15 protein-coding genes and 2 tRNA genes are annotated in these 22,824 nt (G+C 63.4%); 13 read left to right on the forward strand and 4 right to left on the reverse strand.

Translation table 11 applies throughout. From position 1 onward, the window contains the following. Positions 1-7 precede the first annotated feature (7 nt). The 6 genes from clpX (at position 8) to AZSI13_RS02860 (ending at position 6,415) form a co-directional block, all read left to right on the forward strand. Positions 8-1,282, forward strand: a complete 1,275-nt coding sequence (gene clpX / locus AZSI13_RS02835; RefSeq protein WP_109039681.1) for an ATP-dependent Clp protease ATP-binding subunit ClpX — start codon at positions 8-10, stop codon at positions 1,280-1,282. Between the two features lie 115 nt (positions 1,283-1,397). Continuing rightward, positions 1,398-3,815 carry an endopeptidase La gene (gene lon, locus AZSI13_RS02840; protein WP_109039682.1) on the forward strand — a complete coding sequence of 806 codons (2,418 nt, stop codon included), beginning with the start codon at positions 1,398-1,400 and terminating at the stop codon, positions 3,813-3,815. 161 nt (positions 3,816-3,976) lie between these two features. Then, positions 3,977-4,249 carry an HU family DNA-binding protein gene (locus tag AZSI13_RS02845; RefSeq protein WP_109039683.1) on the forward strand — a complete coding sequence of 91 codons (273 nt, stop codon included), beginning with the start codon at positions 3,977-3,979 and terminating at the stop codon, positions 4,247-4,249. Between the two features lie 29 nt (positions 4,250-4,278). Next, a tRNA-Val gene (locus AZSI13_RS02850) sits at positions 4,279-4,354 on the forward strand. Positions 4,355-4,375: 21 nt separating this feature from the next. Beyond that, positions 4,376-4,452, forward strand: a tRNA-Asp gene (locus AZSI13_RS02855). A 67-nt stretch (positions 4,453-4,519) separates the two neighbouring features. Continuing rightward, positions 4,520-6,415: a SurA N-terminal domain-containing protein gene (locus AZSI13_RS02860; RefSeq protein WP_109039684.1), complete on the forward strand. Its 1,896-nt coding sequence runs from the start codon at positions 4,520-4,522 to the stop codon at positions 6,413-6,415. A 180-nt stretch (positions 6,416-6,595) separates the two neighbouring features. Here the strand turns inward: AZSI13_RS02860 and fabI are convergent, their stop codons facing one another. Then, on the reverse strand, positions 6,596-7,393 hold the full coding sequence (fabI, locus tag AZSI13_RS02865) for an enoyl-ACP reductase FabI (protein ID WP_109039685.1): 798 nt from the start codon (positions 7,391-7,393) through the stop codon (positions 6,596-6,598). A gap of 149 nt (positions 7,394-7,542) precedes the next feature. Here fabI and AZSI13_RS02870 point away from each other — a divergent pair, with 149 nt between their 5' ends. The 4 genes from AZSI13_RS02870 to AZSI13_RS02885 all read left to right on the forward strand — a co-directional run bounded on the left by AZSI13_RS02870 (position 7,543) and on the right by AZSI13_RS02885 (position 15,432). Then, positions 7,543-9,693: an ABC transporter substrate-binding protein gene (locus AZSI13_RS02870; RefSeq protein ID WP_235609624.1), complete on the forward strand. Its 2,151-nt coding sequence runs from the start codon at positions 7,543-7,545 to the stop codon at positions 9,691-9,693. Positions 9,694-9,895: 202 nt separating this feature from the next. Then, on the forward strand, positions 9,896-12,493 hold the full coding sequence (gene acnB, locus AZSI13_RS02875) for a bifunctional aconitate hydratase 2/2-methylisocitrate dehydratase (RefSeq protein ID WP_109039687.1): 2,598 nt from the start codon (positions 9,896-9,898) through the stop codon (positions 12,491-12,493). Positions 12,494-12,715: 222 nt separating this feature from the next. Further along, complete coding sequence (locus AZSI13_RS02880) at positions 12,716-13,744, forward strand: amino acid ABC transporter substrate-binding protein (RefSeq protein WP_109039688.1); 1,029 nt, start codon at positions 12,716-12,718, stop codon at positions 13,742-13,744. Between the two features lie 5 nt (positions 13,745-13,749). Beyond that, positions 13,750-15,432 carry a diguanylate cyclase gene (locus tag AZSI13_RS02885; RefSeq protein ID WP_109039689.1) on the forward strand — a complete coding sequence of 561 codons (1,683 nt, stop codon included), beginning with the start codon at positions 13,750-13,752 and terminating at the stop codon, positions 15,430-15,432. A gap of 118 nt (positions 15,433-15,550) precedes the next feature. Here the strand turns inward: AZSI13_RS02885 and AZSI13_RS02890 are convergent, their stop codons facing one another. After that, the gene (locus AZSI13_RS02890) at positions 15,551-16,711 is read right to left on the reverse strand and encodes an NnrS family protein (RefSeq protein ID WP_109039690.1); all 1,161 of its coding nucleotides are present in this window, start codon (positions 16,709-16,711) and stop codon (positions 15,551-15,553) included. A gap of 234 nt (positions 16,712-16,945) precedes the next feature. On the opposite strand from AZSI13_RS02890, the gene AZSI13_RS18135 reads away from it, so the two are divergent. Then, positions 16,946-17,860, forward strand: a complete 915-nt coding sequence (locus AZSI13_RS18135) for a CZB domain-containing protein (protein ID WP_109039691.1) — start codon at positions 16,946-16,948, stop codon at positions 17,858-17,860. 17 nt (positions 17,861-17,877) lie between these two features. Here the strand turns inward: AZSI13_RS18135 and moaA are convergent, their stop codons facing one another. Beyond that, positions 17,878-18,930 carry a GTP 3',8-cyclase MoaA gene (gene moaA / locus AZSI13_RS02900; protein WP_109039692.1) on the reverse strand — a complete coding sequence of 351 codons (1,053 nt, stop codon included), beginning with the start codon at positions 18,928-18,930 and terminating at the stop codon, positions 17,878-17,880. Between the two features lie 203 nt (positions 18,931-19,133). Here moaA and AZSI13_RS02905 point away from each other — a divergent pair, with 203 nt between their 5' ends. Then, the gene (locus AZSI13_RS02905; RefSeq protein WP_109039693.1) at positions 19,134-19,607 is read left to right on the forward strand and encodes a cyclic nucleotide-binding domain-containing protein; all 474 of its coding nucleotides are present in this window, start codon (positions 19,134-19,136) and stop codon (positions 19,605-19,607) included. Next, the gene (locus tag AZSI13_RS02910) at positions 19,604-20,755 is read left to right on the forward strand and encodes an AI-2E family transporter (RefSeq protein ID WP_235609626.1); all 1,152 of its coding nucleotides are present in this window, start codon (positions 19,604-19,606) and stop codon (positions 20,753-20,755) included. The genes AZSI13_RS02905 and AZSI13_RS02910 overlap by 4 nt, the downstream gene beginning before the upstream one ends. Positions 20,756-20,931: 176 nt before the next feature. Here AZSI13_RS02910 and AZSI13_RS17865 read toward each other — a convergent pair whose 3' ends face one another. Then, entirely contained in the window at positions 20,932-22,800 is a 1,869-nt protein-coding gene (locus AZSI13_RS17865; RefSeq protein WP_165833274.1) for a pseudouridine synthase, read from the reverse strand. Between the last annotated feature and the right edge of the window lie 24 nt (positions 22,801-22,824).

The following is a 22,824-nucleotide window of genomic DNA, read 5'->3' on the forward strand; positions in this document are numbered from 1 at the left end:
GCCGAAGATGACTGAAAAGAAAAGCACCAATACGGAGAAGCTGCTGTATTGCTCCTTTTGCGGCAAAAGCCAGCATGAGGTGAAGAAGCTTATTGCCGGTCCCTCCGTTTTCATCTGCGATGAATGCATCGAGTTGTGCAACGACATCATTCGTGACGAAATCGCCGGTGATGTGGGCAGCAAGGGCGGCAAGGACGACCTGCCTACGCCGAAGGAAATCTGCAGCATCCTGGACCAGTACGTCATTGGCCAGGAAGTTGCCAAGAAGATTCTCTCCGTCGCCGTGTACAACCACTACAAGCGCCTGCGCCACCAGGGCAAGGGCGCCGATGATGTGGAACTGGCCAAGAGCAACATCCTGTTGATCGGTCCCACCGGCTCTGGCAAAACCCTGCTGGCCCAGACCCTGGCCCGCCTGCTCAACGTTCCCTTCGTCATGGCCGATGCCACGACCCTGACCGAAGCGGGCTACGTTGGCGAGGATGTGGAAAACATCATCCAGAAACTGCTGCAGAAGTGCGATTACGAAGTCGAAAAGGCCCAGCAGGGCATCGTCTATATCGACGAAATCGACAAGATTTCCCGCAAGTCCGATAACCCCTCCATTACCCGGGACGTCTCCGGTGAAGGGGTGCAGCAGGCCCTGTTGAAGCTCATCGAAGGTACCGTGGCCAGTGTGCCGCCTCAGGGCGGGCGCAAGCATCCCAACCAGGACTTCGTCCAGGTGGATACGGCCAACATTCTCTTCATCTGCGGCGGCGCTTTCGACGGCCTGGAAAAGGTCATCCGCAACCGTTCCACCCGGGGTGGTATCGGCTTCGGTGCTGAGGTGAAGAGCAAGGAAGACAAGAAGGCTGTGGGCGAAGTGCTACGCACTGTGGAACCTGAGGACCTGATCAAGTTCGGCCTGATTCCCGAGTTCGTTGGCCGGTTGCCGGTGGTCGCCACCCTGGACGAGCTTTCCGAGGCTGCCCTGGTGGAGATTCTGATCGAACCCAAGAATGCCCTGATCAAACAGTACCAGAAGCTCTTCTCCATGGAAGGTGCAGAGCTGGAAGTGCGTCCGGCAGCGTTGATCGCCATTGCCCGCAAGGCGCTGGAACGCAAGACCGGTGCCCGGGGCCTGCGTTCCATTCTGGAAGGCGTACTGCTGGAAACGATGTATGAACTTCCTGGCATGGATAATGTCTCCAAGGTGGTCATCGATGAAGGCATGATCTCCGGCGACACCCAGCCTATCCTCATCTACGCCGAGCAGCCCAAGGTTTCCGGCTCCAACTGATCCTGCCGCTTTCCTGCAAGCCCGGGCAGTTGCCGAATTAGGCGATTGCCCGGACTTGAAGAATCCCTCCATCGCCCCTATCTTCAGGGGTGATTGCTTTTCATAAGGACTCAAAATGTCCAGCATTACCCTGTTGCCTTCCGAGCCGGTGGATCTACCCCTGCTGCCGCTGCGGGACGTGGTGGTCTTCCCTCATATGGTCATTCCCCTGTTCGTGGGGCGGCCGAAGTCCATCAAGGCCCTGGAAACGGCTATGGAAGCCGGCAAGAGCATCCTGCTGGTCGCCCAGAAGTCCGCGGCCAAGGATGATCCGGCGCCTGAGGATCTGTATGAGATCGCCTGCGTGGCCAATATTCTGCAGATGCTGAAGTTGCCCGATGGCACCGTCAAGGTGCTGGTGGAAGGCACCCAGCGTGCCCGCATTACCAGTGTGGACAACCAGCAGAATCAGTTCTTTGCGACCGCCTTGCCCATCCCTCCAGAAGATGGCCCCAACCACGAGGTGGAGGCCATGCGCCGGGCCGTCATCGCCCAGTTCGACCAGTACGTCAAACTGAACAAGAAGATTCCGCCGGAAATTCTGACCTCCATCGCAGGTATCGAAGAAGCGGGTCGCTTGGCCGATACCATCGCCGCCCATCTGCCTCTTAAGCTGGAGCAGAAGCAGGAAATCCTGGAACTGTTCGAGATTAAGGGGCGTATCGAGCGCCTGCTGACCCAGCTGGAATCGGAAATCGACATCCTGCAGGTGGAGAAGCGCATCCGTGGCCGTGTCAAGCGCCAGATGGAAAAGAGCCAGCGGGAGTACTACCTCAACGAGCAGGTCAAGGCCATCCAGAAAGAACTCGGCGAAGGCGAAGAGTGGGCCGACCTGGAAGAGATGGAGAAGAAGGTCAAGGCTGCCGGCATGAGCAAGGAAGCGGTGGCCAAGGCCCAGGCTGAGCTGAAGAAGCTGAAGCTGATGTCACCCATGTCCGCTGAAGCCACCGTGGTGCGTAATTACATCGAGACCCTGGTGGGGCTGCCCTGGAAGAAGAAGACCCGGGTATCGAAGGATCTGGTTGAAGCCCAGAAGGTGCTCGACAAGGATCACTGGGGTCTGGAGAAGGTCAAGGAACGTATCCTCGAGTATCTCGCCGTGCAACAGCGTGTGGACAAGCTGAAGGCGCCGATTCTCTGCCTGGTCGGGCCTCCTGGCGTGGGCAAGACTTCCCTCGGCCAGTCCATTGCTCAGGCCACCAATCGCAAGTTCGTGCGCATGAGCCTGGGTGGCGTGCGGGATGAGGCCGAGATTCGCGGCCACCGCCGCACCTACATCGGTTCCATGCCGGGCAAGATCCTGCAGAACATGACCAAGGTGGCGGTGAAGAACCCCCTGTTCCTCCTCGACGAGGTGGACAAGATGGGTATGGATTTCCGCGGCGATCCGTCCTCCGCGCTGCTGGAAGTACTTGATCCGGAGCAGAACTCCACCTTTGTCGATCATTATGTCGAAGTTGAGTATGACCTTTCCGAGGTCATGTTCGTTGCTACTGCCAATACCCTTAACATTCCCGGCCCCCTGCTGGACCGGATGGAGTTGATCCGTCTTTCCGGTTATACGGAAGATGAGAAGGTCAGTATTGCCCTGCGTTATCTGCTGCCCAAGCAGATGAAAAACAACGGCCTAAAGAAGACTGAAATCTCCGTGGCTGAGAGTGCTCTGCGCGACATCATCCGTTACTACACCCGGGAAGCCGGTGTGCGCAGCCTGGAGCGGGAAATCTCCAAGATCTGCCGCAAGACGGTGAAGACCCTGCTGCTGAAGAAGAGCCAGAGCAAGGTGGCTATTACCGCGCGCAATCTGGACAAGTTCCTGGGTGTTCGTCGCTACACCTTCGGTATGGCTGAGAAGGAAAACCAGGTGGGGCAGGTGACTGGTCTGGCCTGGACCGAAGTGGGCGGCGAACTGCTGACCATCGAAACCGTGGCCCTGCCGGGCAAAGGCAAGACCATCACCACCGGCAAGCTGGGCGAAGTGATGCAGGAGTCCATTCAGGCTGCCATGTCGGTGGTGCGCAAGCGTTCCCAGTCACTGGGTATCAGCGACGATTTTTACCAGAAGAGCGATATCCACATCCACCTGCCGGAAGGTGCCATTCCCAAGGATGGTCCTTCGGCTGGTATCGGTATCTGCACTGCCCTGGTGTCGGTGCTGACTGGTATCCCGGTGCGCTGCGATGTGGCCATGACCGGCGAAATTACCTTGCGGGGCGAGGTGCTGGCCATTGGTGGTCTGAAGGAGAAGCTGTTGGCAGCCGTTCGCGGCGGTTTGCAGAAGGCTCTGATCCCGGAAGAGAACGTCAAGGACCTGGCCGATATCCCGGAAAGCATCAAGGGCAAGATCGAGATCATTCCGGTCCGCTGGATTGATCAGGTCTTGCAGCATGCCATGGAGCGTGTGCCTGAGCCCTTGCCGTCCACCGACAAGGCGGAAGCGCCCGTTGCAGCAGCGACGGATGATGCTGCCGCCTCCAGCGTCGTCACTCACTGACGGTGCATTTTTGCCATGCCGGAGGGGATTCTTCCGGCATGGCAACACCCCTCCAGAATATCCCCCAATACGGCCAGAAACCGCTTGACACAAGGTTTTTTGCCTTGTTATAAAAGTCGAACAGGATTTCCTGTCAACAACCTTTATGCAAGGGGGCTTACGTGAACAAATCTGAACTGATCGATCATATCGCCAAGTCTGCGGATATTTCCAAAGCTGCTGCCGGCCGTGCGCTCGATGCCACTGTCGGTGCCGTCAAGTCCTCCCTCAAGAAGGGTGGTATGGTGACCTTGGTGGGCTTCGGCACTTTCTACGTGGGCAAGCGTGCTGCCCGCTCCGGCCGCAACCCCCGCACCGGTGCCACCATCAAGATCAAGGCAGCCAAGGTGCCCAAGTTCCGCGCTGGCAAAGCACTCAAGGATGCGGTAAACTAAGGCCCTTTCGCGCTTCGCCAATGAGGCACGGGTGCTTAGCTCAGTTGGTAGAGCGCTAGCCTTACAAGCTGGATGTCGGCGGTTCGAGCCCGTCAGCACCCACCAAAAAGCGTACAGAGTAAGTCGGGAGTGGTAGTTCAGTCGGTTAGAATACCGGCCTGTCACGCCGGGGGTCGCGGGTTCGAGTCCCGTCCACTCCGCCAAACCAGAAAAGGCGAACGTGAGTTCGCCTTTTTTATTTTCTGTGAGCCAAACTAACGGAAGCTCCTTATGTTTGACGCCGTCCGCAATAACAAACGCATCGTTCAGGTCTTTCTTGGCCTGATCACTCTGCCCTTCGCCTTCTTCGGGGTCGAGTCATACATCCGCAATGCTGGCAGCAGTGGTGATGTGGCCAGTGTTGGTGATACCAAAATTACCCATCAGCAGTACCAGCAAGCCTGGCGAGACCAGCAGGAGCGCCTGCGTGGTGCCCTCGGGCCGAATTACAACCCCGCCCTGATGGAGTCTCCCGCGGCCCGTCTGGCCGTGGTGAATTCCCTGGTGGATCAGCGCCTGCTGTTGTTGGAGGCCGGTAAGCGCCATCTGGTGGCGAGTAACGATGTGCTGCGCGAGGTCATCAGCAAGATTCCTGCCTTGCAGGAAAACGGCCAATTCTCCCCGGCTCGCTACGAGCAGGCCTTGAAGGCCCAGGGGCTGACCCAAACCGGGTTTGAAGCCCAACTGCGCCAGGACCTGACGCTACAGCAGCTGGTGGGCGCCATCAGTGAAAGCGGCATCGTTTCTGCCGCTGCCGCCGAAGCCATGCTGCGCATTCAGTCCGAAGAGCGCCAGGTGGCCGAGTTGCGCATCATCCCCGAGCAGTTTGCTGCCCAGGTCAAGCCGACCGCAGAAGAAGTGCAGCAGTTCTATGCTGACAAGAAGGCCAGTTTTGAATTGCCGGAGCAGGTGCGGGCCGAATATGTGCAACTCTCCCTCGACGCGCTGCTCGCCCAGATTGCCGTGACTGCCGAGGAGGTAAAGACTTGGTATGACGGTCATAAAGATCGTTATCAGCAGGCTGAAGAGCGCCGCGCCAGCCACATCCTGATTCCTTCCGGCAGCGATGTGGCCCAGGCCAAAGCCAAGGCCGAGGCCGTGTTGAAGGAAGTGCAGCAGAATCCTGGCAAGTTTGCCGATATTGCCAAGCGTGACTCCCAGGATCCGGGTTCCGCCAGCAAAGGGGGCGACCTCGGATTTTTCGGCAAGGGCATGATGGTCAAACCCTTTGAAGAAGCGGTGTTTTCCCAGAAGGAAGGCGAACTGTCCGGTCTGGTGCAGTCCGACTTCGGCTTCCACATCATCAAGGTCACCGGCATCAAGGGGGGTAAGCTGAAGACCCTGGAGGAAGTGCGGCCCGAGATCGAGGGCGAGTTGAAGCGCCAGGCGGCTTCCCGCAAGTTTGCCGAAGCGGCCGAAACCTTCAGCAACCTGGTGTACGAACAGTCCGACAGCCTCAAGCCGGTGGCTGAGCGTTTCAAGCTGGCGGTGCAGCAGACGTCCTGGTTCTCCCGCAAGGGTGGCCAGGCGGCCGGTGCCTTGGGCAACGAGAAGCTGCTGGGTTCCCTCTTTTCCGATGATTCCCTGAAAAACAAGCGCAACACCGATGCCGTGGAAGTAGCGCCCAATACCCTGGTGGCTGCCCGTGTCCTCGAGCACAAACCTGCCAGCATCAAGCCCCTGGAAGCGGTAAAGGGACAGATCGAGGAAATCCTGAAGATCCAGAAAACCAACGAACTGGCCCGCAAGGCTGGCGAAGACAAGCTGGCTCAGGTCAAGTCCTCCGGCGAAGACAAGCTGGCCTGGGCGTTGGTCAAGAACGTTTCCCGTCTGGAAGGCAGCCGTCAGGTACCGAGTGCGGCGCTGCAAGCCATTTTCAAGGCTGACGTCAGCAAGCTGCCGGCCTATACCGGTGTTGAATTCCCGAACAACGGTGGCTATGCCCTGTACAAGATCATGAAGGTAGGCCAGCCGGCCTCCCTGGATGAGGGCAAGCGCAAGGTGCTGCAAAAGGAATACACCACCCTGGCTGCCCAGGAAGAATTTGCTGCCTACCTGACGGCCCTGCGTAGCCGCTACAAGGTGGAAGTGAACAAGGCCGCTCTGGAAGACAGCAAGGAGCGCTAATGTGTGGGCGGGGCCGGCTTTGGGCCCCGTTAGCCGTTTTCGCCGTAGCAGCATACAGCCAACAAAAAAGCCGACTGTGGAAACAGTCGGCTTTTTTAATTCCTGCTACCGGCCTACGGTCGTGGCTACAGGCAGAAGGGAAAGCGGGGAGGGATGCGTGTGTTCCCCTCCCGCAATCCTTTAGGCGCCCATGGGCTCGGCGTTACCCAGGGCGGTGGTGTTGAAGCCGCCGTCCACATAGAGGATTTCGCCGGTGATGCCGCTGGCCAGGTCGGAGAGCATGAAGGCAGCGGCATTGCCGACTTCCTCGATGGTCACGTTGCGGCGCAGGGGGGCGTGGTGGGAGTTGTAGGACAGCAGCTTGCCGAAGCTTCCGATACCGGATGCGGCCAGGGTCTTGATCGGGCCGGCAGAGATGATATTGGCGCGAATGCCTTCCGGGCCCAGGCTGGAAGCCATGTAGCGCACAGATGCTTCAAGGCTGGCCTTGGCCAGGCCCATTACGTTGTAGTTGGGCATGGTGCGTTCGGCCCCCAGGTAGGAAAGGGCCAGCACGGAGCCACGGGTCTTCTGCAGCATGGGCCGGGCGGCCTTGGCCAGGGCCGGGAAGCTGTAGGAGGAAATGTCGTGGGCAATACGGAAGGCTTCCCGGGAAATGGCGTCGAGGAAGTCGCCTTCCAGCGCTTCGGAAGGAGCGAAGGCGATGGAGTGAACCAGGCCATCCAGGCTGTCCCAATGCTTGCCCAGCTCAACGAACAGGTTGGTGATGTCTTCGTCGTTGGCAACGTCACAAGGCAGCACCAGGGTGCTGTCGAACTCGGCGGCGAACTTGGCCACCCGTTCCTGGAAGCGCTCGTTCTGGAAGGTGAAGGCCAGTTGGGCGCCTTCACGATGGCAAGCCTTGGCGATGCCATAGGCGATGGAGTGCTTGGAGAGCAGTCCGGTGATCAGGATGCGTTTTTCGGCAAGAAGGCCCATACATGCCCCGTTAGTGGAAAGTCGCGAGGATTATAGCGGAAACCTCGGTGCTTTTGCCGCGTCGCATCAATCCTCTCCTGCCCGGGCCTTCCGGCCGGGTGACGCTGCCGCGGCCTTCCGCTACACTGCGGCTCATGTTCGAGGGGCTGATGCGAAAACTTGTTGTTGTCATGATGCTGGGGCTTTTGGCTGCTTGTGGCGACGGCCCTTGGAACGATCCCTATCCCCGCGCCGATAGCGGCGGCAACATCCTCTATACCGCGTTTACCGAGCGCCCCAAGCATCTGGACCCAGTCCAGTCCTACGCCGAGGACGAGATTGCCTTCACGGCCCAGATCTACGAGCCCCCCCTGCAGTACCACTACCTGCAACGCCCCTACCGTCTGATTCCGGCCACCGCCACAACGGTTCCCTCACCCCGCTATTACGATGCCGCCGGGCGGGAGCTGCCGGCCGATGCACCGGAAGCGCGGATCGCCAGCAGCGTCTACGAAATCCGCATCCGTCCGGGTATTCATTACCAGCCCCATCCGGCGTTTGCCCGCCAAGCCGATGGTTCTCCCCGCTATGTCGACCTGGATCCGGCCTTCCTCGCTGGAGTTCGCCGGCTATCGGACTTTCCCGCGGTGGATACCCGAGAACTGGTGGCCGACGACTACATCTACGAAATCAAGCGCCTGGCCCATCCCCGGCTCCATTCCCCCATCTTTGGCATGATGGCCGAGCGTATTGAAGGCCTGGCGGATCTGGGCAAGGCACTCCAAGCCGCGGCCAAGGAACTGCCCGCCGACGCCTGGCTTGACCTGGACCGTTTTCCCCTTGCTGGCGTCGAAAAGGTGGATCGCTACACCTGGCGGGTGCGCCTGAAAGGCAAATACCCCCAGTTCCTCTATTGGCTGGCCATGCCTTTTTTCGCGCCGGTCCCCCGGGAGGCGGACCGCTTCTACAGCCAACCTGGAATGGCGGCAAAGAACCTAACCCTGGACTGGTACCCCGTGGGTACCGGGCCTTACATGCTGACGGAGAACAACCCTAACAGTCGCATGATCCTGGCCCGCAACCCCCACTACCACGGTGAAACCTATCCTTGCGAAGGTGAGGCCGGTGACCGGGAGGCGGGGCTGCTGGCCGATTGCGGCAAGCCTCTGCCGTTTATCGACAAGGTAATCTTCACCCGGGAAAAGGAAAGCATTCCCTACTGGAACAAGTTCCTGCAAGGCTATTACGACGCCTCCGGCATTTCTTCCGACAGCTTCGACCAGGCGGTCAGGCTCAGCGTCGGCGGCGACGTGCAGCTCACCGAAGAAATGCGGGAAAAGGGCATCCGTCTCCTCACCAGCGTGCGGCCTTCCATCTTCTACTTGGGCTTCAACATGCTGGATACCCAGGTAGGCGGGCTGACGGAGGCAGGGCGCAAGCTGCGCCAGGCCATCTCCATCGGCATTGACCAGGAAGAGTTCATTTCCATCTTCATGAATGGCCGGGGCATTCCCGCCATGAGCCCCCTGGCCCCCGGCATCTTCGGTTTTGAAGAAGGGGCAGCGGGGATCAACCCGGTGGTGTATGACTGGCGCGACGGTGCGCCCCGGCGCAAATCCATCGAGACGGCCCGCCGCCTGCTGGCCGAGGCCGGCTGGCCAAATGGCCGCAATGCCCGTACCGGCGAACCGCTGGTGTTGAATCTGGACACCACAGCCGGTGGCATGGGCGACAAATCCCGCCTCGACTGGCTGACCCGTCAGTTCGCCAAGCTCGACATCCAGCTGGTAGTACGGGCCACGGATTGGAACCGTTTCCAGGAAAAGCTGCGCAAGGGGGCGGTGCAGATGTTCTTTCTGGGCTGGAATGCCGACTATCCCGATCCGGAAAACTTCTTCTTCCTTCTGCACGGCAAGGAAACCCGGGTGCAGCACGGCGGCGAAAATTCCGCCAACTACGCTAACCCGGAATTTGACCGCCTGTTCGAGCAGATGAAGAACATGGACAACGGCCCCGAGCGGCAACGCATCATCCGCCAGATGGAGCGTATCGTGCAGCAGGATGCTCCCTGGATCTTCGGCTTCCACCCCAAGAGCTATACCCTGGGGCATCGCTGGCTGATTAACCGCAAGCCGGCCGATGTGGGCAACAATACCCTCAAGTACCAACGTATCGACAGTGCCGAGCGCCAGTCCCTGCGCAGCGCCTGGAATCCACCCCTGCGCTGGCCCCTGGGCCTCCTGGCCGTTTTGCTGGGCCTTGCCCTATGGCCCGCCCTGGCCGCCCATCGGCGACGGGAGCGCCGCTCTGCCAGGCCTTGATGGCTCGCTAGCAGCCTGCCCCAGACCCTGCCCCGGGGAGATTACCCGGATGGTGCCATCGCCGCTTTTTCCCCTGGAAAAAGCCAGCAGGTCTGCTATCATATATAAGACTTAAGTCAGGAAGTTGCGCCCGGCCTGCCGGCCCCTTTCCTGGCCCGAGAGTCCCCGATCACTGACTTCCACCCGTCGAGAGGAACCAGCCGTGCTTGAAGCCTACCGCCAACACGTCGCCGAGCGTGCCGCACTCGGTATTCCCCCCCTGCCTCTGTCCGCTGCCCAGACCAAAGATCTGGTGGCCCTGCTGCAAAACCCGCCCAAAGGCGAGGAGCAGGCCCTGGTGGAACTGATCACCTATCGCGTTCCCGCCGGTGTGGATGACGCCGCCAAGGTCAAGGCCGAATTCCTGGCCAAGGTGGCCAAGGGTGAGCTGGCCTGTGGCCTGATCTCCCGCGCCAAGGCTACCGAACTGCTGGGCACCATGCTCGGCGGCTACAACGTCAAGCCCCTGATCGACCTGCTGGGCGACGCCGAAGTCGGTGCTGTGGCTGCCGAAGGCCTGAAGAAGACCCTGCTGGTGTTCGACTTCTTCCACGACGTGGCCGAACTGGCCAAGGGCGGCAACGCCAACGCCAAGGCGGTGATGCAGTCCTGGGCCGATGCAGAGTGGTTCACCTCCCGCCCCGAAGTGCCCGCTTCCCAGAAGCTGACCGTGTTCAAGGTCACCGGCGAAACCAATACCGACGACCTGTCTCCCGCGCCGGATGCCTGGTCCCGTCCCGACATCCCCCTGCACGCCCTGGCCATGCTGAAGAACCCCCGTCCGGGTATCGAAGCTGATGAGCCCGGTGTCCGCGGCCCCCTGAAGCAGCTTGAAGCCCTGGCCAAGAAGGGCAACCTCATCGCCTACGTGGGCGACGTGGTGGGTACCGGTTCTTCCCGCAAGTCCGCCACCAACTCCGTGCTGTGGTTCACCGGCGAAGACATCCCCTTCGTGCCGAACAAGCGTTTCGGCGGCGTCTGCCTGGGTTCCAAGATTGCCCCCATCTTCTTCAACACCATGGAAGATGCCGGCGCCCTGCCCATCGAAATCGATGCCGGCCAGATGGATATGGGCGACGAGATCGAACTGAAGGTCGATCACGTCACCGCCAAGGTCACCGCCCTGAAGAACGGCGCCGTGATTGCTGAAGCCCAGCTGAAGACTCCCGTGATCCTGGACGAAGTGCGCGCCGGTGGCCGTATTCCCCTGATCATCGGTCGTGGCCTCACCACCAAGGCCCGCGAAGCCCTGGGCCTGCCTCCTTCCACCCTGTTCCGTCTGCCCCAGCAGCCCAACGATCCGGGCAAGGGCTACTCCCAGGCACAGAAGATGGTCGGTCGCGCCTGTGGCCTGCCCGAAGGCAAGGGCATCCTGCCCGGCACCTACTGCGAACCCAAGATGACCACCGTGGGTTCCCAGGACACCACCGGCCCCATGACCCGCGACGAGCTGAAGGATCTGGCTTGCCTGGGCTTCTCCGCCGATCTGGTGATGCAGTCCTTCTGCCACACCGCCGCTTACCCCAAGCTGGTGGACGTGAAGATGCACCGCGAACTGCCGTCCTTCATCAGCACCCGCGGCGGCGTTTCCCTGCGTCCTGGTGACGGCGTCATCCACTCCTGGCTGAACCGTCTGCTGCTGCCCGATACCGTGGGTACCGGCGGTGACTCCCACACCCGTTTCCCCATCGGCATCTCCTTCCCGGCCGGTTCCGGTCTGGTGGCCTTCGCTGCCGCCACCGGCGTGATGCCCCTGGACATGCCCGAATCCGTGCTGGTGCGCTTCAAGGGCAAGATGCAGCCCGGCATCACCCTGCGCGATCTGGTCAATGCCATTCCCCTCTACGCCATCAAGCAGGGCTTGCTGACCGTGGAGAAGAAGGGCAAGAAGAACGTCTTCTCCGGCCGTATCCTGGAAATCGAAGGCCTGCCCGACCTCAAGGTTGAGCAAGCGTTCGAACTCTCCGATGCCGCCGCCGAGCGCTCCGCCGCCGCCTGCTCCATCGCCCTGAACAAGGAGCCCATCGTCGAGTACATGCGCTCCAACATCACCCTGATGAAGTGGATGATCGCCGAAGGCTATCAGGACGCCCGTACCCTGGGCCGCCGCATCAAGGCCATGGAAGAGTGGATCGCCAACGGCACCCTGCTCAAGGCCGATGCCGACGCCCAGTACGCTGCCGTGATCGAAATCGACCTGGCCGAAGTGACCGAGCCGATCCTGGCCTGCCCGAACGACCCGGACGATGTGAAGGTGCTGTCTGAAGTCGCCGGCGACAAGATCGACGAAGTGTTCATCGGTTCCTGCATGACCAACATCGGCCACTTCCGTGCTGCCGGTAAGGTCCTGGAAGGCAAGTCTGACATCCCGACCCGTCTGTGGATCGCGCCGCCGACCAAGATGGATGCCCTGATCCTGACCGAAGAAGGCTACTACGGCGTGCTCGGCAAGTCCGGCGCCCGCATGGAAATGCCGGGCTGCTCCCTGTGTATGGGTAACCAGGCGCAAATCCGCAAGGGTTCCACCGCCATCTCCACCTCTACCCGGAACTTCCCGAACCGTCTGGGCATCGACACCCGCGTTTATCTCGGTTCCGCCGAACTGGCCGCCATGTGCGCTCTGGCCGGCCGCATCATCACCAAGGAAGAGTACATGGAGCAGATCCAGGTGGTGAATGCCAAGGCTGCCGAGATCTACCGCTACATGAACTTCGACCAGATTCCCGAGTTCGTGGAAGTGGCCGACACCGTCACCATCTGAGGCGGCGCAAGACAAAACCAAAGGAAGTAACAAGAGGAGATACGGCCCCGCTTCGGCGGGGCCGTTTTTTTTCGCCTTGCCCTAGCATTGGTCCGGCCCGCGCCCCTAGGGGCTTCCCTAGTATCCGCCCATTCAGGATGCCGGTATAAACCGTAAGCATAAGCAGTCGCTTCGGAAAGCGGCGCTGTATCCGGGGGCAAGGGGGCTGGTATGGGATTGCACATGGGGGAGAAACGCCTGGGCCGGACGCTCCTGGCGCTGGGCCTGGGTATCGCCCTGTCCGGCATTTGGCCCGCCAGGGAGGCCCTGGCCGGCACCTTGCAGGAAGTGAAAGCCCGGCGGGATGTTCGCTGCGGTGTTTTCCCCGATGATCCCGGGCGTAGCGCCATCGACAAGAGCGGCCGCTGGGCGGGCTTTTACGTGGATTTCTGCCGTGCTGTGGCTGCCGCCGTGCTGGGCAATCCGGATTTTGTCACCTACGTCGAAGTCGGGCCGGAAACCCGCTTTACCTCCCTGGTAGAAAAGAAGACCGACGTGGTGATGTACAGCAGCACCTGGACCTTGTCCCGGGAAAGCCGTTACCACGTGGCCTTTCCCGCCATCTACCTGTTCGACGGCCAAGGCTTCATGGTGCGCAAGCGTTCCGCCATCCGCAGCGTGGACGACCTGGATGGCAAGACCGTCTGCGTTACCGAGAACACCACCACCCATGCCAACCTGCAGAACCTGATCACCCGGCGGGGTTTCAAGACCAAGGTAGTCTTCGCCAATGGGGATGCCTTCTTCCGTGGCAGTTGCGATGCCTACAGCGCCGATGCCATGAACCTGGCAGTGAACCGGGCCCACCGGGCCGATAATCCGGCCGACTACGAGATCCTGGCCGAGCGCATTTCCCGGGAACCCGTCAGCCCCGCCGTGCGGGACGACGATGCCCAGTGGCTGCGCATCGTCCGCACCGTGGTGCACGCCCTCATCCTGGCTGAAGAACTGGGCATTTCCCGGGACAACGTGGAGCGTCAGCGCCAGGGGCGCCATTCCCCCGAGGCCGAGGCCCTGCTCGGCCAGACGCCTTTCCTCGGCGAACAACTGGGGCTGGAGGGCTCCTGGAGCTTGCAGATGCTGAAGGCCGTCGGCAACTACGGCGAGATATATAACCGCAACTTCGGCAGTGGCAGCCCCATCGGCATGGAGCGGGGCCTCAACCGCCCCTGGTCCCAGGGGGGCGTGCTATTCGCGCCCCTTTTTAAGTGAGCGCCATGCCCGCCCCGCCCTGCACCTCCCTGGCCGCCTGCTTCCGGGAGCGCATCGGCTGGCAGCTTATCGGCACCTTGCTTTCCGTCTTTCTGCTGTTCATCGTGGCCATGTCCCTGACGGCCTACCTCCTGTATCGACAGGACGATTCCCTGCGGCACCTCTTCGCAGAAGAGTTCGAAGGCGTGATTCTGGCCGGCGATCTGGCCCGGGATGCCGAAGTGCTTAACGCCCAGGTGCTGGAGCGGCTGCTGGCAGTGCAGAAAAGCACTGTGGATGGTTCCCCCGCCATTGCCAGCCAGATGCAGATTTTCCAGAACTCCCGGGACCGCCTGGCAGCTGCCGGCCTGGGCCGGGAAGCCCTGGCGGATATCGATCGTCTGCAGGGGGAGTACTTCTCCAGCCTGCAGGACCTGGCCGGCCGCTTCCAGGAAGAAGAGCGGCGGCAACAGGAGCGTACCGCCCAGCTGGATGCCCTGATGCAGATCGGCCGGGAGCTGGGCCAGTATCTACCGCCGGCCGGCGAGGTCGCCCAGAGCGAACTGGGCAAGTCCCTTCAGGGCCTCCTGGCCTGCACCCTGGCAGCCCAGCTGACGACGGCCTCCGGCCCGTTACAGCAGCTGGGGGAGCTGGCCGAGGCCTACCGTCTCGATATCCGGCGCGGCTTCCGTGCCGGGCAGCGGGCTCAGGCGGGGGAGGCGGTAAAACGTCTGGCCGTCCGGCTGGAGACCGTCAGCCGCGAAGTTTTTTTCACCCGCCACAACGTGGTGGCGGGAGAGCGGGCCACCCTGGCGGCCGCCCGGGAAACCCGGGTGTTGGCCCAGCGCCTGGCCAGCACCGCCTACAACCACTACCTGGCCCTGCAGGCTGGCGCCCAGGAAGAGATGGCCCGCCAGGAGAGCGCCATCCAGCGCACCTTGCTGCTCTTTGCCGGCATCGGCCTGGTGACTTTCCTGGCCAGCATTTTCGCCACCCTGTTCATCCTGCGCCGGGTGGCCCTGCGCCTCAAGGCGCTCAACAAGGCCATGGGCGCCCACGTGGCGGGTGGGCGGGTCGCCATTCCGCGCCAGGGGAGCGACGAAATCGCCGCCATGGGCGAGGCCTTCGAGATTTTCGTGCGGGCGCGGGATGAGGCAGAGAGCGAACTGCGGCGCAACCAGCAGCTGCTGGCCGCCGCTGCCGTTACCGACGCCCTGAGCGGCCTGCACAACCGGCGCGGTTTCGACGAGTGCTACGGGCGGGAGTGGAAGCGTTGCACCCGTTCCGCCCGCCCCTTGTCCCTCATCATGGTGGATATCGACTTCTTCAAGCCTTACAACGACCACTACGGCCACATGGCGGGGGATGAAGTGATCCGGCGGGTGGGGGAGCTGATGCTGGGCACCTTCGACCGGGCGGCCGACTACCCGGCTCGCTATGGTGGCGAGGAATTCGTCTGCATCCTGCCGGAAACAGACCAGGAAGGTGCCTTCCTGGTGGCCGAGCGCTTCCGCCTGCGAGTGGAGGAGGCCGGCATGGCCCATGCCTTCTCGGCAGTTGCGCCCTGCATCACCGTCAGCATCGGCATTGCCTGCACCATCCCGGTGGGCGACCAGGGCGCCGAGGCGCTCCTCGACGCTGCCGATGGCGCTCTCTACAGGGCCAAGGAAGGCGGCCGCAACTGCGTCCGCCTCGCTGAGCCTTCCTGATTCCTTCTGGATCCTTCCTAAACCCTTCCCGGGCCTTGTTTCTAGTCCCGGGCAAGTCGCCCTATCCGTAACCTTCCGTGGCCCTTACCGCGACCCTGCAGCCCCGTTCCGGTCTTGCCTAGTGCTCCTTGCCGTCCACCCGGGGGGCGAGGAGGAAGGGAATCAGCCGCCAGCCCAAGAGGCCGAAGCAGGCCGCCCAGCAGAGCGCCGCCAGGTGAATCCAGTGGCCATACCAGCCGGGCAAGGCCTGGGGCCCCACCAGGCGCAGGGTGAAGCCGAGAATCATGAACCACAGGGCCAGCTTGTCCAGGGGTTCGAATACCACCTTGCGCCCCGTATGGCCCTTGGAAATGCGGATCAGCATGCCGGGAATGACCAGCCCCATGGCACCGAAGGTGAAGACATGCACCGATACCGACCCCACCCAGGCCACCGGTGCCACCTGCTGCAGGAATTCCAGCAGGAGTTGCAGCACGATGGCCAGGTAGCCCAGGTACATCACCCCGATATCTAGGCGGCTCAGGCCCAGCAAGGGCTTCCAGAAGGCCAGGCGGCCGGCCAGCAGCAGCGCCAGGAGCAGGGCCAGCACACCGCCTGCCAAAGGCGGCAGCAGCGGTTGCAGCACCAGCACCAGGCCCAGGCCCTTGATGGCGGTATCCAGCACCGGGTGGCGCAGGATGGCGACCTGGAAGACCCCCTTCATGAACTGGGTCAGGGTGCGTTCGAACATCACCAGAAAGGCCATGCGGAACAGGCCCAGGGCGATGCCGGTGCCGATGCTGAAGGTGGCCGGCATGAGCAGCAGTATCTTGGCGACGATGAAGGCCGGCAGCACCAGCAGGAAGAAATAGTTGTCCCGATAGCTGTCCTGGGCCCGGTGGCGGATCAGGGTATGCAGCAACATCAGCACGATGCTGACCAGGAAAAGCTGGTTGCTGAGGAGGAACAGCCAGGTCGGCAGGCTGCCCGCCAGGACCATGCCCAGGCGCTCCAGCAGCCAGGCCGCGGCGAGGAAGACCAGGGCCCGGCCATGGTGGCCCCTTACCGAAACCCAGTTCTTGGTGGCGGTGAGCAGGAAGCCGCCGAGCACCGCCCAGCCGAAGCCGAAGAACATCTCATGGGCATGCCACTGGATCATCGAGAACGGGCCGTCGGGGGCCGGCAGCACGCCGGAGAACATCAGGGCCCAGATCAGGGGCAGGCTCAGCCCGGCCAGGCAGGCCAGGGAGAAGAAAGGGCGAAAGCCCACCAGCCAGAGGGGGCGGTCGGCAAAACTCACGAGAGGCTCCAGCGGGGCACGGGAGCAAAAGCGGGCTGGGCAGGCATGGCGGGAGGGCGAAGAGTCGGGGAAGGTGCCCAGTTTACGGCTCATTTCCACCGTTGTGCTTTGACCCTCGTCATTTTTGCCGGAGCCGATGGGCCGGCCGTCAGGGTCGGGAGGGTGCCGTCCGGGCCGGGCCGTCATTAACGCTGTCACCTTTTTCGCTTATTCTCCCCGTTGGCATGGTGTTCCATGAACCTCGTCGGGGAGGCAGCAATGGCAGCAGAAGTGCAACTGGTTATTTTTCAGGTGGGCAACCGCGTCATGGCCCTGGCGCTCGAAGAGGTGGAGCACATCCTGCAGTTGGGGGGCGGCCGGGAGGCGGAGGGCGGCATCTCCGTCGACGGCGGCGTCATCCTCTTCCGCGACGAGGCCGTGCCCTGGCGCCCGCTCTGGGAGCCTCTGGCGGCTCCCAGCATTTACCGGGAATTCGACGAACTGGCCCAGACCCTGCCCCAGCGCCGCCAGGACCATATCGACTGGATGGCCGCCCTGGAGCATTCCCTGGTCAACGATCAGCCCTTCGCCAAGGCCCGCAGCCCCTACGAATGCGCCTTCGGCAAATGGTTCTACGCCTTTCGCTCCCAGGACCGGCGCCTGGCCCTGCTGCTTTCCCAATTCGAATACCCCCATGCCCGCATCCACGGCCTGGCCGATCGCCTGCTGGCCCGTGCCGAAGCCGGGGAACGGGCTGCCGCCCTGGCGGAATTCCATAGCGAGAAGGAGAGCACCCTGGCCCAGCTGCTTTCCCTCTTCGACCAGGTGCTGGTCATGCTGCCAACCCTGAAGCGGCCGGTGGCCCTGATCCTCAACCAGGGCGGGCAGCGGCTGGCCCTGGGCGTGGACCGGGTACTGGATATCTGTGCCGTGGGGGCGGAGGAAGTGCGCCCGGCCCGGGGCAGCCTGGGCCCCTTGAGCCCCCGGGGCTTTGTTGCCCGGCACCGGGAAGAAGGGGAGGGTGAGCGCCAGGGCCAGTCCAGCCCAGGAGGCCGCCGGGATCAGGGGGATGCCGCCCCGGGCCACAAGGCCCATGACCAAGGCAGCAGCCACGGCGACGGCGCCCTCATTCCCCTGCTGGGCGCCGCCCAGCTGGCGGCTTTGAGCTGAAACAGCCGGAAGGCGGCCTAGCCGCCGGTGACGGACATGAAGCGCACCACCTGGGGCGCTTCCAGCTGGCGGGAGAAGTCGTGGCCCAGGGCCTTCATGCCCAGGGTATCGAGAATGGCCTGGCGCACCGGGCCATCGTCGCCGGGGTGGCGGCGCAGCAGGGGCAGCAGGGCGGTGGCGTCGTTGTGACCGAGACAGGGGTAAAGCTCGCCGGTAGCCGTCAGCCTGACCCGGTTGCAGGTGTCGCAGAAATTGTGGGAATGGGGGGAAATGAAGCCGATGCGGCTGTCGCTGCCCGGCACCCGCCAGTAGCGGGCGGGGCCGCCGCTGCTCTCCGTTGACGGCAGCAGGGTGAAGCGCTGCTGCAGGCGGGCCAGGGCGGCGTCGCTGGGGTAATAGGTGTCGCTGCGGCCATGGCCCAGGTCTCCCAGGGGCATTTCCTCGATGAAGGAAATGTCCAGTTGCTGGTCCAGGGCGAAATCCACCAGGCTTTCCAGTTCGTCGTCGTTGATGCCCCGCATCATCACCGTGTTCAGCTTGAGGCGGCGAAAGCCGGCCGCCCGGGCGGCAGCAATGCCCCGCAGTACCTTGTGCAGGTCGCCGATGCGGGTGATGGCCTTGAAGCGCTCAGGCCGCAGGGTATCCAGGCTGATGTTGAGGCGCTGCACCCCGGCCCGGGCCAGGGGGGCGGCGAAGCGTTCCAGCTGGGAGCCGTTGGTGGTCAGCACTAATTCCTTCAGCCCTTCGAGGCCCGCCAGGCGCTCCAGCAGCCACAGGGCGTCCCGCCGCACCAGGGGCTCGCCGCCGGTAATGCGCAGCTTGGTGACCCCCAGGTCCACAAACAGGCGGGCCAGCCGCAGGCATTCCTCCAGCCGCATCACCTGGTGGCGGGGCAGGAAGGTCATGTCTTCGGACATGCAGTAGGTACAGCGGAAGTCGCAGCGGTCGGTCAGCGACATGCGCAGGTAGGTGATGCGGCGCCCATGCCCGTCCTGCAAGGCCAGGGGGGAGGGGGCCTGGAGGCCGGGGGCGGCAAGGATGGCGCGGGGCGGCAGGCTGTCGTTCTGCATGTTCCGGACGGGCTCGGGGAGCGAAGTGGAAAGTCGCGATGGCGATTGGACCAGGGCCAGCTTCATTGGTTTTGCGGGGGGCGCCCATGATATGCGTCAAATCCATGGGTGTCCCGTTCGCACAGCGTAAGCGTGGGGCTGTTTTTCGATTGTCATGCATGGCTTATGATGGGCGCTGACCAAAACTCCCCCTCCTATCACCCATGTTCCGCTTCGCTCCCAAGGAATCACCCCGCCTCAAGCGCCTGCGCTCCATTTCCCTGTTCAAGGGGCTGACCCTCCGGGAACTCTCCATCCTTGACCTGCTGCTCCACGAGCGCCATTACTTGGCCGGCGAGGTGATTTTCGACGCCGGGGAAGAAGGCCAGGGCATCTACCTGACCTTGGATGGCAAGGTGGGTATTTACCACCCGGAAAAGTCCCAAAGCCCCCTGGCGGAACTCGGGGCCGACAGCTTCTTCGGCGAAATGGCCCTGCTCGACGACAGCCCCCGCATGGCCCAGGCCCGGGCCCTGACGGATTGCACCCTGGCCGTCATGTTCCGGGGCGAATTCCTCAGCCTGCTGGAAACCCACGCCCTCATCGCCTCCAAGCTCTCCCTGCAACTGGCCCGCCACCTGGGGCAGCGCCTGCGCAGCGTCAGCCTGGCCGGCAGCGTCCCGGGGAGCACCCTGTGAGCCAGCACGCCAGACGCCAGGCCAGCCGCTTTCCACGCCATTCCCAGGCCGCCGGGCCCATGGTCTGGTCGGCCATTCTCGGCAGCACCTGCCTGCTGTTGTTCCTCTTCCAGAAAATCCTCTGGCTGGTGGTGCCTTTCATCCTTGCCCTGATCATCTACTACGCCCTGCTGCCAGCGGTACAACGCCTGGTGCTGGCTGGCTTTTCCTTGTCTTCCGGCGCCACCCTGGTGGCCCTGGGGGGCTTTGCCGTGCTTGGCGGTGCCATGGCCCTGGCGGCGCCCTGGGTGGCGGCCCACGTGGTGGGCTGGAACGAATGGGGCGCCCGCTACCTGGCTGGGGGCCTGGGCTTCGTCCTCGGTACCCTGGAATCCATGGAGCACAGCTTCGAATTCCTGGCCCAGGCCCATCTGACGGAAAGCGTGCGCCAGGGGGTCTCCGATTTCTCCGCCAACTTCGTCTCCCGCAACCTGGCCGGTGGCGTCATGCTGGCGGCCGCCTGGCTGCCTTCCCTGCTGCTGGCGCCCTTCCTCGCCTTCTTCTTTTTGCGGGACGGGCGGCGCTTCAAGAAATTCATCATCCGCGCCGTGCCCAATGCCTTTCTCGAGCGCACCCTGTTCGTCCTCGACGAAGTGGACCGCACGGCCCGACTCTATTTCATCGGCCTGCTCAAGCTGACGTTTCTCGATGCCTTCATCCTGGCCGCCGGCCTGTGGGGCCTGGGTATCTCGGCACCGCTGCTGTTGGGCCTGGTGACGGCCGTGCTGGCCTGGGTGCCCTATGTGGGCTCCATCCTCGGCTGTGCCCTGGTGGTGCTGGTGGCGGCCACTGATTTCCCCGGTAACCCGGGCATGGCTTATGGCGCCATCGGCCTCTTCATCTTTGTGCGCCTGTTGGACGACTTCTTCTTCATGCCCATGACCGTGGGCCGCAGCCTGCACCTGCACCCCCTGCTAACGGTGATCATGATTTTCGTCGGCGGTGCCGTGGCCGGCATTTCCGGCCTGATGCTGGTGCTGCCCCTGCTCGGGGTTGTCATGGTGCTGGGGGAAACCGTCGGCCAGGTGGTGACCGATCCGCGCCTGCGGGCTCGCCATTCCCATGCCCGCCAGCTGCGGCAAACGGCGGTGACGGTGGATTTGCATTAGGGCTGCATTAGGGCTGCATTAGCGCTGCTTCCGGGCTACGTTCGGCCCATCCGGCCCGGGCGGGATCACCCAAGAAAAAAAACCGGCCCCTGAAGGCCGGTTTTTTTCTGGGTACTGCCAAGCGGGGCAGTGGGCTCGCCGCCGTTGAAGCCAGGAAGCGCTATGGCCGCAAAAGCCTAAAACTTCTCGTCGCTGCGCAGGTAGCGCCATTGGCCCGCCGGCAGCTTGCCGAGGACCACGCTGCCGATACGGATGCGCTTCAGGCCCACCACGGTCAGACCCACCTGTTCGCACATGCGGCGGATCTGGCGCTTGCGCCCTTCCCGCAGCACGAAGCGCAGCTGGTCTTCGTTCTGCCAGGAGACATGGGCCCGCTTGAGCTTGACACCGTCCAGGGAAAGGCCGTGGTTGAGCAGTTCCAGCCCGTTTTCCACCAGCTCGCCTTCCACCCGTACCAAGTATTCTTTTTCCACCGTCGAGTCTTCGCCGATCAGGCGCTTGGCCACCCGGCCGTCCTGGGTCAGCACCAGGAGGCCGGTGGAGTCGATGTCGAGGCGGCCGGCGGGGGCCAGACGGCGCAGGTGGGCCGGCTTGAAGCGGGTGCCGCCCTTGTCCTCTTCCCAGTGGTTGTCCGGCTTCACCAGCACCACGGCAGGCTCATAGCCATCCTCGGCCTGGCCGGAGACGTAACCCACCGGCTTATGCAGCAGGATGGTGACGCTCTCCGCCTGGTATTTGCGGGCGTCGGGGTCGATCTCGATCTGGGCCTTGGGCGAAATGCGGCTACCCAGTTCGCTCACCACCTTGCCATCCACCTTGACCCAGCCCTGCTCGATCCACTCGTCGGCTTCCCGGCGGGAGCACAGCCCTTGCTCGGACATCACCTTGGAGAGCCGCGGCAGCTCGCTGGGGTTGCCCCGGTCAGTGCGGTGTTCGCTGCTGCCGGGCTCACCGGAAAAATCCTCATCCTCGCGTGGAGCCGGGCGGCGGGGCGCTTCGCCGAAACGGTGCGGCGGCTTGTCGGCACCACTGCCGGGCCTGCGCTCGCCAAAGGCGCGGTCACTCCGCTCACCATCTTCACGGCGTGGGCGGCGGGGGGCATCGTCATCCCGGCTACCGCGCTCATCGCGGCCGTAGGCGGGCCGGCCTGCGCCATCACTGCGGCGGGGCGGGCGATCCTCATTGCTGCGGAAGGGGCGGTCGCTGCCTCCACGGCTGCTACGTTCCCGATCACCAAAAGCACGTTCGCCTCGCTCACCATCTTCGCGGCGTGGGCGGCGGGGGGCAGCGCCATCCCGGCTACCGCGCTCATCGCGGCCGTAGGCGGGCCGGCCAGGGGCATCGCTACGGCGGGGCGGGCGGTCGTCATTGCTGCGGAAGGGGCGGTCGCTGCCACCACGGCTGCTACGTTCCCGATCACCAAAAGCACGTTCGCCTCGCTCACCATCTTCGCGGCGTGGGCGGCGGGGGGCGTCGCCATCCCGGCTACCGCGCTCATCGCGGCCGTAGCTGGGCCGGCCAGGGGCATCGCTACGGCGGGGCGGGCGGTCGTCATCGTTGCGGAAGGGGCGGTCGCTGCCTCCACGGCCGCTGCGCTCCCGGTCGCCGTAGCTACGTTCGCCTCGCTCACCATCTTCGCGGCGTGGGCGGCGGGGGGCGTCACCGTCCCGGCTGCCGCGCTCATCGCGGCCGTAACTGGACCGGCCAGGGGCATCGCTGCGGCGGGGCGGGCGGTCGTCATTGCTGCGGAAGGGGCGGTCGCTGCCACCGCGGCCACTGCGTTCCCGGTCGCCGTAGGCACGTTCGCCCCGCTCACCATCTTCCCGACGGGGCCGGGCGGGCCGGTCATCGTCGCTACGCCGCGGCGCACCGGAGCGGGCCGGGCGGTCATCCCGGGGGGCGGCATCGCTGCGTTGGGGGGGGCGCGGCTGGTTCTTGGCCGTGCGGTTACCGCCGCGGATCGGCTTGCGGGCTGGGTCGCGGCTGGTTTCGGTGCTGCCGTCAGCAGATTGCCGGGTGGGCAGTTTGAGGGTCGTGCGGGTCATGGCGGAGGCTGTTGGAATCTTCAG

Source organism: Azospira sp. I13 (genome assembly GCF_003112695.1).
Taxonomy (GTDB): domain Bacteria; phylum Pseudomonadota; class Gammaproteobacteria; order Burkholderiales; family Rhodocyclaceae; genus Azospira.

Coding starts and splice junctions, on each gene's coding strand:
- clpX (WP_109039681.1), top strand. CDS start 8: ATGACTGAAAAGAAAAGCACCAATACGGAGAAGCTGCTGTATTGCTCC.
- AZSI13_RS02905 (WP_109039693.1), top strand. CDS start 19,134: ATGTTCCGCTTCGCTCCCAAGGAATCACCCCGCCTCAAGCGCCTGCGC.
- fabI (WP_109039685.1), bottom strand. CDS start 7,393: ATGGGCCTTCTTGCCGAAAAACGCATCCTGATCACCGGACTGCTCTCC.
- AZSI13_RS02885 (WP_109039689.1), top strand. CDS start 13,750: ATGCCCGCCCCGCCCTGCACCTCCCTGGCCGCCTGCTTCCGGGAGCGC.
- AZSI13_RS17865 (WP_165833274.1), bottom strand. CDS start 22,800: ATGACCCGCACGACCCTCAAACTGCCCACCCGGCAATCTGCTGACGGC.
- AZSI13_RS18135 (WP_109039691.1), top strand. CDS start 16,946: ATGAACCTCGTCGGGGAGGCAGCAATGGCAGCAGAAGTGCAACTGGTT.
- AZSI13_RS02870 (WP_235609624.1), top strand. CDS start 7,543: ATGCGAAAACTTGTTGTTGTCATGATGCTGGGGCTTTTGGCTGCTTGT.
- lon (WP_109039682.1), top strand. CDS start 1,398: ATGTCCAGCATTACCCTGTTGCCTTCCGAGCCGGTGGATCTACCCCTG.
- AZSI13_RS02860 (WP_109039684.1), top strand. CDS start 4,520: ATGTTTGACGCCGTCCGCAATAACAAACGCATCGTTCAGGTCTTTCTT.
- AZSI13_RS02880 (WP_109039688.1), top strand. CDS start 12,716: ATGGGGGAGAAACGCCTGGGCCGGACGCTCCTGGCGCTGGGCCTGGGT.
- moaA (WP_109039692.1), bottom strand. CDS start 18,930: ATGCAGAACGACAGCCTGCCGCCCCGCGCCATCCTTGCCGCCCCCGGC.